Source organism: Nonomuraea basaltis, assembly GCF_005893125.1.
Taxonomy (GTDB): Bacteria; Actinomycetota; Actinomycetes; order Streptosporangiales; family Streptosporangiaceae; genus Nonomuraea; species Nonomuraea basaltis.
This window is the reverse complement of record NZ_VCJS01000165.1, coordinates 19,998-28,749: the sequence shown is the minus strand read 5'-3', so window position 1 is coordinate 28,749 and position 8,752 is coordinate 19,998. Positions and strand designations below refer to the sequence as shown.

8 protein-coding genes and 1 pseudogene are annotated in these 8,752 nt (G+C 70.5%); 5 read left to right on the top strand and 4 right to left on the bottom strand.

Going from position 1 to position 8,752, the window contains the following annotated elements:
* Positions 1-67 precede the first annotated feature (67 nt).
* Complete coding sequence (locus tag EJK15_RS48665; protein ID WP_138717271.1) at positions 68-940, bottom strand: class I SAM-dependent methyltransferase; 873 nt, start codon at positions 938-940, stop codon at positions 68-70.
* Positions 941-1,068: 128 nt separating this feature from the next.
* A complete protein-coding gene (locus EJK15_RS48660; RefSeq protein WP_138717270.1) occupies positions 1,069-1,674 on the bottom strand; it encodes a helix-turn-helix transcriptional regulator in 606 nt (201 codons plus the stop codon).
* A 161-nt stretch (positions 1,675-1,835) separates the two neighbouring features.
* On the opposite strand from EJK15_RS48660, the pseudogene EJK15_RS75345 reads away from it, so the two are divergent.
* Positions 1,836-1,982, top strand: a pseudogene (locus EJK15_RS75345) (FAD-binding protein); the annotation flags it as partial.
* 212 nt (positions 1,983-2,194) lie between these two features.
* Here the strand turns inward: EJK15_RS75345 and EJK15_RS48650 are convergent.
* Complete coding sequence (locus EJK15_RS48650; RefSeq protein WP_138717269.1) at positions 2,195-2,845, bottom strand: TetR/AcrR family transcriptional regulator; 651 nt, start codon at positions 2,843-2,845, stop codon at positions 2,195-2,197.
* Between the two features lie 102 nt (positions 2,846-2,947).
* Here EJK15_RS48650 and EJK15_RS48645 point away from each other — a divergent pair, with 102 nt between their 5' ends.
* From EJK15_RS48645 to EJK15_RS48635, 3 genes are read left to right on the top strand one after another with little or no spacing between them, the layout of a single operon-like run.
* A complete protein-coding gene (locus EJK15_RS48645; RefSeq protein ID WP_138717268.1) occupies positions 2,948-3,475 on the top strand; it encodes a 2Fe-2S iron-sulfur cluster-binding protein in 528 nt (175 codons plus the stop codon).
* The gene (locus tag EJK15_RS48640) at positions 3,472-4,467 is read left to right on the top strand and encodes an FAD binding domain-containing protein (protein ID WP_138717267.1); all 996 of its coding nucleotides are present in this window, start codon (positions 3,472-3,474) and stop codon (positions 4,465-4,467) included. The genes EJK15_RS48645 and EJK15_RS48640 overlap by 4 nt, the downstream gene beginning before the upstream one ends.
* 46 nt (positions 4,468-4,513) lie before the next feature.
* Positions 4,514-6,727: a xanthine dehydrogenase family protein molybdopterin-binding subunit gene (locus EJK15_RS48635; RefSeq protein ID WP_138717266.1), complete on the top strand. Its 2,214-nt coding sequence runs from the start codon at positions 4,514-4,516 to the stop codon at positions 6,725-6,727.
* 327 nt (positions 6,728-7,054) lie between these two features.
* On the opposite strand, the gene EJK15_RS48625 is transcribed toward EJK15_RS48635, so the two are convergent.
* Positions 7,055-8,023: an AraC-like ligand-binding domain-containing protein gene (locus tag EJK15_RS48625; RefSeq protein WP_138717265.1), complete on the bottom strand. Its 969-nt coding sequence runs from the start codon at positions 8,021-8,023 to the stop codon at positions 7,055-7,057.
* Positions 8,024-8,301: 278 nt separating this feature from the next.
* On the opposite strand from EJK15_RS48625, the gene EJK15_RS48620 reads away from it, so the two are divergent.
* On the top strand, positions 8,302-8,742 hold the full coding sequence (locus EJK15_RS48620; protein ID WP_138717264.1) for a hypothetical protein: 441 nt from the start codon (positions 8,302-8,304) through the stop codon (positions 8,740-8,742).
* The last annotated feature ends 10 nt before the right edge of the window (positions 8,743-8,752 follow it).

The window sequence follows — 8,752 nt, the reverse complement described above, 5'->3', positions numbered from 1 at the left end:
AAGTCATACTCATGCCCGGGGGAGTCAGCGAGGTCTGCCGGAACCAAACCCCGCCCCGGATGGCGCGTCAGTTGCGGCGCGCGGCCCAGACGGTGCGCTCGGTGCGTACCGCGAGGTCGTCACGGCGCAGGATGCTGTGCGGGCTGCTGGTGTCGAGCAGCCGGTCGAGCGCGGTGAGGTCTTCCGCCGCAAGCTCCGCGGCGGCGGCCCCGCGGATGCGCTGCAGCACGCCCAGGGCGTAGCGGCCGATCGCCGCGTTGCGGGACCCGTCGATGTCGACGGCGACGGTGAGTTCGCCTGCGACAGCGAATCCGGCGGCGTTCAGCATGGGTCCCCAGTCGGCGCCGCGGTGGGGCACGTGCTCGGCGTGGAAGCGGTCGGTCGCGGCGTGGACGCGGTCTTCCAGGCCGGGCCGGTCGGCGGGGGCGTTCTCGGGCAGGAAGCGGGGGAGGCCGGCCAGCTCGACGACGGCGAACAGACCGTCGGGCGCGATCAGGTCGCGGACGGTGCGCAGGGCGTGGTCGGGGTCGGCCATGTGGTGCATGGAGGCCGACGCCCACACGAGGTCGGGCGTTCCGAGGTCGGGCCAGGTGGCGTCGTCGAGGTCGGCCTGCACGGTGCGCACGTGCTCGCCCACACCGCGGGCGCACGCCTTCTCCCGCAGCCGTTGCAGGTGTCCGGGCGAGGCGTCGACGGCTATGACGTGCGCCTCGGGGAAGCGCTCGAGGAGCGCGAAGGTGCCCGCTCCCGTACCGGAGGCCAGGTCCACGATCTGGCGCGGGCCGCTCTTCAGGGGCAGCCACTTGGTGATGGCGGCGATGTGCTCGGCGAGGACTTCCGCGTCCAGGTCGAGGATCTCCGCCTGCCCGCTGTCGGCGCCACGTTGCTGGTGGTGGCCGTGCTGGTGGTGGCCCTCGTGGGAGGCGTGTGTTTGCGTCATACCGCCACATTAAGCGCGCCATGCGCTTTCAGCACACCTTCTTGCGGATTACGCAAGACGATGGCCCTGTGTGCTGCCGGGCGCGCAAGGTGCACCCGTGCGGGGGCGGGCCGGCGGGGCCGGTGTGGCTACGGGCTGGTGCCTTGTGCGTCGCTGTCGCCGTTCTCGCGCTGATCGTCGGTCTCCCGATGTCCGCGGCGGGCGTCGCGGTCGAAGATGAACATGATCTCGCAAGGGCCGCCCTCGGCGCCGATGGCGTGCGGCATCATGGTCGGGAACTCGGCGGCCTGGTTGGTCTCGATGCGGAAGCGGCGGTGGCCCAGCATCAGGATCGCGGTGCCGGACAGCACGACGAGCCATTCCCGGCCCGGGTGGGCGCGCATCTTGGAGGGATTGTCGGGCGGCGGCTCGGTCAGCCGCTGACGCATGACGCTCATGGCCGGGTCGCCCTTCATCGGCCAGCTCAGACCGTGGGTACCGTGGATCATGGGGCTGATGACGACATCGTCGGCGGCGTTCTCGACGAGCTGATCGAGGGTGGTGTCCAGGGCGCGGGCCAGGGTGACGAGCTGGTCCAGCGCCAGGCGGCGCTGGCCGTTCTCGATGCGGCTCAGCGAGGACTGGCTGAGGTAGGCGCGGGTGGCCAGTTCCTCCAGGGACAAGCCCTGTGCGACCCGCAGAGCGCGGATGCGTTTGCGTACGAGGCTGTCCAGCGCGCCATCTTCTTGCGTCATGGGCAACATGGTATGCCCTGGATGCAATCCGGGCTTAACGTCGAAGGCAGATGGCCCGGATCGGCTAAGGCCGCGCACGACCAGAAAGGGCGCGAGGAGATGTCCGTGCAGACTTCCGCGTACGCGAGCGACGCACTGCCTAGTGAGACCGTGGATGCCGTGTGATCGGCGGCGGCGCCGCGGGCCTGAACGGTGCGCTGATGCTCGCCCGCTCCCGCCGCTCCGTCGTCGTGATCGACAGCGGCGCGCCCCGCAACGCGCCGGCCGAGGCCATGCAGGGCTTCATCGTGCTGGACGGTACGCCGCCCACTCGCCATCGGTGAGCTCGCCCTCGACATAGCCGAACTGGCCGTGGTGGCGCACATGCGCCCTCTTCAGCTGCGATCAGTTCTGCTTGGTGTGCAGCGGTAGGCGCTGGGCCATGGAGGTCATGGTGGAGGAGGGGATCACGGGCACAGGGACCATCCTGCCGCCCCTGGCCAAGCGTCCAGTAGTCCGCCCCGCCGGTCGCGCCTTGGCGTCAGCGCAGCGTCGGCAGGCCCGCGAGGAACGCGGTGAGGGCGCGCTTCAGCGTCGGGAGGAACGGCGGACGCGCGGCGGCGATCCGCGGCTCCTGCGCGTAGAGCTCGGCCAGCACCGGGGAGGGATGGGCCATCGGGTAGAGGAACGCGGCCAGCCCGGTGGCCGTCCCGACCAGTTCCAGGCCCTCGCCGTCCGTCAACCCGGTGGCACGCGCGACCTGGGCCCCGAGGTCGGCGCCCACGTCGAGGAGCACCATCTTGAAGGCGCGGGCCGCCTCGAGGGACACGTTGTGTTCCAGGCTGGCCGAGATGTAGCCGAGCAGGTCGCACATGAGCGGCCGCGCCTCCAGCGTCTCCGCGAGGGCGTCGACCACGTCACCCGGCCCGCCGGCGGTGCGCAGCCGCTCGGTGGCCGCGTCTCTCCAGCCCTGCCATTCTTCGGCGGCGAGTTCGAGATAGATCTCCTCGCGCGTGCCGAAATAGCGCACCACATTGGACTTCGCCAGCCCTGCGGCCGCCGCCACGGCGCGCAGGCTGACCGTGCGCACGCCCGACCGCAGGGCGAGCTCGCGCGCGGCGGCGAGGATCGCCTCGCGTCGCTGTTGCTTGTGCTCCGGCCGCCTGGCCCGCAGAAACTCCGGCTCCTTCATTTTCCCAGACAGCATAACGGCACTCTTAACAGACCACTGTCCGCTTGTTAAGCGGACAGTGGTCTGTTAGCGTCGCCGGGTACCCCCATCTACGGAGGAGCCATGCCCGCTGTACTGCTACGGGTGAACGGGACCACCCACGAGCTCGACCTGGAACCACGGGTCAGCCTGCTCGACGCGCTGCGCGAGCACCTCGGGCTGACGGGCACCAAGAAGGGCTGTGACCAGGGCGCGTGCGGAGCCTGCACGGTCCTGGCGGACGGCGTGCGCGTCAACGCTTGCCTGGCGCTCGCCGTCCAGTACGAGGGCCGCGAGATCATCACGATCGAGGGGGTCGCGAGCCCGCTCCAGGCGGCATTCGTCACCCACGACGGGTTCCAGTGCGGCTACTGCACCTCCGGCCAGATCTGCTCGGCGATCGGCATGCTGGCCGAACACGGGGACGGCGTGCCGAGCGCGGTGACCGAGCACCTCGCCGCCGACGGCGTGGAGTTGACCGACGCCGAGATCAGGGAGCGGATGAGCGGCAACCTGTGCCGCTGCGGCGCCTACAACGGCATCGTCACCGCGATCAAGGAGGTCGCCGGGGCGGACGCCGCGGCCCGGGTGCCGGCGGAGGCGGCGCGATGAGGTCGTTCGCGTACGTGCGCCCGCCCGACGTGGCCGCCGCCGTCCGGGCGGTCGCGGCCGAGCCGGACGCGAAGTTCCTCGGCGGCGGCACCAACCTGGTCGACCTGATGCGCGAGGGGATCGAGCGGCCCGGAACCGTCGTCGACGTCACCGGACTGCCGCTGGACGAGATCGAGGAACTGCCGGGCGGGGGCGTGCGCATCGGCGCGCTGGTCCGCAACAGCCGCCTCGCCGCGCACCGGCTGATCCGCACCCGGTACCCGATGCTGGCCCAGGCGATCCTGTCGGGCGCGTCGGCGCAGCTCAGGAACATGGCGACGGTCGGGGGCAACCTGCTCCAGCGCACCCGCTGCCTGTACTTCTACGACGGCGCGGCCGCCTGCAACAAGCGCGAGCCGGGGGCCGGCTGCGCCGCGCGCGACGGGTTCAACCGGGGCGGCGCCATCCTCGGCGCGGGCCCGGCCTGCGTCGCCACGCATCCGTCCGACATGTGCGTCGCGCTCGCCGCGCTGGACGCCGTGGTCGAGGCGGAGAGCGTGCGTGGCGTGCGCCGTATCCCGCTGGCCGGCTTCCACCGGCTGCCCGGCGACACCCCGCACATCGAGACCGAGCTGGCCGCCGACGAGCTGATCACCGCCGTCGAGCTGCCCGCCCTGCCGGTCGCCGGCAACTCGCGCTACCGCAAGGTGCGTGACCGCGCGTCGTACGCGTTCGCGCTGGTCTCGGTCGCCGCCGCGCTGGAGGTCCGGCACGGCGCGGTCACCGGCGTGCGGCTTGCGCTGGGCGGGGTCGCCGCCAAGCCGTGGCGGGCCTCGAAGGCCGAGCAGGCCCTGCTCGGCGCGCCCGCCACCGAGGAGTCCTTCCGGCACGCCGCCGAGATCGAGCTCGCGCCCGCCGAAGGGCTCCCGGGAAACGCATTCAAGATCGAGCTCGCCCGGCGCACGATCGTCGCGACCCTGCGCCAGTTGCTCACGGAAGGGGGCGCGGCATGACAGGGCCGCGCGACACCGTGAACGAGGACCAATCCAGGGAGGGCTCATGACCCAGGTGGAGATCCCGCCGAGGCCGGAGACGCCGGCGGGGCCGGTAGTGGGCAAGCCGATCGACAGGGTGGACGGCCGGGCCAAGACGAGCGGGCAGGCGCGGTTCGCGGCCGAGTATCCATACCCCCGTCTCGCCTACGCCGCGCCGGTGCACTCGACGATCGCGCGCGGCCGCGTCACCGGATTCGACGTGGCCGAGGCCTCCGCCGTACCGGGCGTGCTGACCGTCCTCACGCACGAGAACGCGCCCGACATGAAGCCGCCGCCGCGGGCGACACTCATGAACGGAGGCATGATCCTCACCGGGACCACGGTCAACTACCTCAACACCGACGAGGTGCACTGGAACGGCCAGCCCGTCGCGGTCGTCGTCGCCGAGACCCTGGAGGCGGCGCGCGAGGCGGCGGAACTGGTCCGGGTCACCTACCGGGAGTTCCCGGCCACCGTCGACTTCGCCGCCGAGGAGAAGCACGCCGCCCCGCTGAAGGGCAACCCGCTCCAGCCCGGAACCGCCAAGAAGGGCGACGCCGAGGCCGCGCTCAAGGCCGCCCCCGTGTCGGTGGACCTGCGGTTCACCACTCCCCCGCTCAACCACAACGCGATCGAGCCGCACGCCACCACCGCCATATGGGACGGCGACCGGCTGACCGTGCACGAGGGAACGCAGGGCAGCACCATGCTCCGCGCCCATCTCGCCGCCAGGTTCGGCGTGCCCGAGGCGTCCGTGCGGGTGATCTCGCCGTACGTCGGCGGCGCGTTCGGCGGCAAGGGCCCGGTGTGGGCCGGCACGCTGCTCACCGTGCTGGCGGCCCGCGCGACCGGGCGGCCGGTACGGATGATGCTCACCCGCGAGGGCGTCTACCGCACGGTCGGCGGGCGCTCGCCGTCCATCCAGCGGGTGGCGCTCGGCGCGACGGCGGACGGCGCGCTGACCGCGATCGTCCACACCGGCGTGACCAGCACCGGGCGGGTCGGCGGGCTGCCCGAACCGGTCACCGCGCCATCGGGCCACCTGTACGCCGCGCCGAACATCCTCCTCCGGCACAGTCTCGTCGAGCTCGACCTGCTTCCCAACACCTTCATGCGCGCCCCCGGCGAGGCGACGGGTACGTTCGCGCTGGAGGCGGCGGTGGACGAGCTCGCGTACGAGCTGGGCATGGACCCGATCGCGCTGCGGATGCGCAACGAGCCGGAGACCAACCCGATCGACGGCAAGCGCTTCTCCCACCGGCTGCTGCGCGAGGCGTACGCCTACGGCGCGCAGCGGTTCGGCTGGGCGGACCGCACTCCCGAGCCGGGCTCGATGCGGGACGGCCGGTGGCTGGTCGGCATGGGCGTCGCCACCGCGCACCACGGGACGATGCAGTTCACCGCCAACGTCACGGTGCGGCTGTCGGCGGACGGGAACGTGCTGGTGCGGTGCGGCCTGCAGGAGATGGGCATGGGCGCGGCAACCGCCCAGGCGCAGATCGCGGCCGACGCGCTCGGCGTGCCGTTCGAGGCGGTGCGGGTGGAGTACGGCGACTCAACGCTGCCCGCCGGGTCCGGCGCAGGCGCCTCCGCGCAAACCGTGAGCGTCGCCGCGAGCCTGCTGGCCGCCTGCGACAAACTGAAGCGCAAGGTGCGCGCACTAGGCGGAAGCGGGTCCTACGCGGAGATCCTCACCCGGGCGGGAAAGGACCACATCGAGGCGGCGGTCGGATCCCAGACGCGGCTCGGCGCGCTGGCCGGGCAGGCGAGGTTCATCGTGAAGTTCCTGCGCGACCACCGGCGCTGGGTGAAGGCGGGATGTGGGGCGCAGTTCTGCGAGGTGCGGGTCGACCGCGACACCGGCGAGGTGCGGGTGTCGCGCTGGCTCGGCGTGTTCGACGTCGGCAAAGTGATCAACGCCAAGACGGCGGCCAGTCAGCTCCGCGGCGGCATCGTCATGGGCATCGGCCTGGCGCTCTCGGAGGAGACCCTGGTGGATCCGCGCACCGGGCGGATCATGAACCCGAGCCTGGCCGAGTACCACGTCCCCGTGCACGCCGACATCCCGCCGATCGACGTCCACTACCTGGACGAGCCGGACCCGACCATGCCGCTCGGGCTGCTCGGCCTCGGCGAGATCGGCGTCACGGGCGTGGCCGGCGCGCTCGCGAACGCCGTCTACCACGCCACCGGCAAGCGCGTCTACGACCTGCCGATCACCCTGGACAAACTGCTCTGACCCCGCACCACCTCTCCGGCATCGTTTCACCGTGCTGGCCGCCCTGTCCGGGATGGAACCCGCATCTGTCCAACCACTTCCTGTCCCACCTGGCGCCCTGCCCGGCACCACCCACGATCTGACCGCCGCGGGCACCATCGGCCTCGGCGACGCGTTGTACCGGCAGCAACGTGCTGACCTTTGCCGATGAGGGCTACCAGGGGGCGGGCGGGACGATCCGCACCCGTTCAAGCGGCAGGCCACAAAACGACGCCAGCGTGGACTGCGAGAAAACACCCGGGCAATTGCGACCCCGCTAGGCAAACCCCATCGGGGGCGCGGAGTCCATCACGCGGAGGAGCGGGGGTGGTTCTGGTCGCGCCAGGCCCGAGGCGAGATTCCGTATGCCTGTTTGAACACCTTGCTGAAGTGGGTCGCGTCCACGAAGCCCCAACTCCGTCCTATCGCTGCGATGGTCCGCAGTCGGCCGTTCGGGCCGGCCAACTCTCGCCTACATTCGGCCAAGCGGCGGGTACGGATCCAGTCTCCGAGGCTGATGCCCGACCGGGACAGCACAGTGTAGAGATGACGCACGGAGATGCCGTGTGCAGCGGCGATCCGTGCCGCCGACAGATCGGGATCAGCCAGGTGCGCCCGGACGTAATGAGTGATCCGCAGGCTGAGTGTCGCCTCCAACGGTGCTCTGGCCAGGCTGGAGTTACCGTGCTGGGACGCCAAGACGGCACGGAGCAGTTCGATGCTGGGTTCCACGACGGCGTCGGCGTGCACGCCCTGGTGCATTTCGTCGCAGACGGCCAGTTGGGAGAAATATGTGAAGGCGAGGCGCGCAATGGGGTTGTCGGATCCCAGGGAGACCGCGGTGATGTCTCGTAGCAACCGCTCGGGGAGCGCGAGTGCCGCGCGGGGGAACCGGAAGAAGTGGTGGTCGACTCCCTCGTCGAAGAGAAGTGTGTAGGGAGCGATCGATTCGTAGACGGCGAAGTCTCCCGGCCTCAACAGGCACTGGCGACCGTTCTGCACCACCAGGCTGGTGCCCGTCATCTGAAGACCGAGGAAGACGACCGGCTCCTTGTCCTCCCGGGCCAGCCGCTCCGTCCGACGGACAGTGGCCGCGGTCGCCCGCGCCGAACAGGTCCTGAGGGGCCCAACGGCGCCGAGCCCGATGCGAACGGAGATGTCCTCAGCCGGAGGACGGTGATCGATATCGACCGCCACCAGGGCTTCCCACACCGCGTGCCGGAGAACTTCCTCCCGGTCCTGCGGCGGCATGAACGCGGTGTCCAGGACCAGGCTCATGAGGCAGACCTTCGTCTGCATCGGTCATAAAGCCAGCCTGACAATGCCTTGGCCCGTTCCCCCACAAGCCTCCCCTCGACACGGACGGTTCCCGACATCAGTTTGTCAGGATTCTCTCTCGCTGCGCTACGGCTTCGACGGCACACGCAGGGCCCTCGCCTGATGCGGAGTCAACTTGTGGCGGTGCACTACTGACAAATTTCCCTGCATGAATGACAAAGTCCGAAGCCCGCGATGACCCTACGGTCTATGGGCGAGGCCAGAGGAAGAGGAGTCACATGTTCCGCACCACCGGCGCGTTGGCCGCCGCGGCGCTTGTCGCGTCGATCGTCATCGCCCCGTCGTCCGCATCCGCAGCAACCGATTGGAAGTGCTACGGCACCCAGGTGAAGCGCTGCGCCACCGTCGTGTGGGACCAGACCGCCGGCACCTTCCGAGCGCGGGCGAAAATCACCGACGTCGCCGGTGGCGGCAGCTACCAGGTCAAGGTCACCAACGTGAAGCTTCTGCGCACCAAGGAGAGTGACTATGTGACGGTGCGCTCCGCGACGGATTACGACGGCTGGCATGACACCGAGGACTTCGCCGCCACCGCCACCGTCGACCCGTGCTTTCCAGGGCAGAGTTTCACCGTGGTGGCGACTTTCAGTTGGAAGGGTGCGTCCTCCGGCGAGAAGACCTGGCGTCCCAACTGGGCGATAGGCAATGTCTGCGACTGACCCGCCGAAC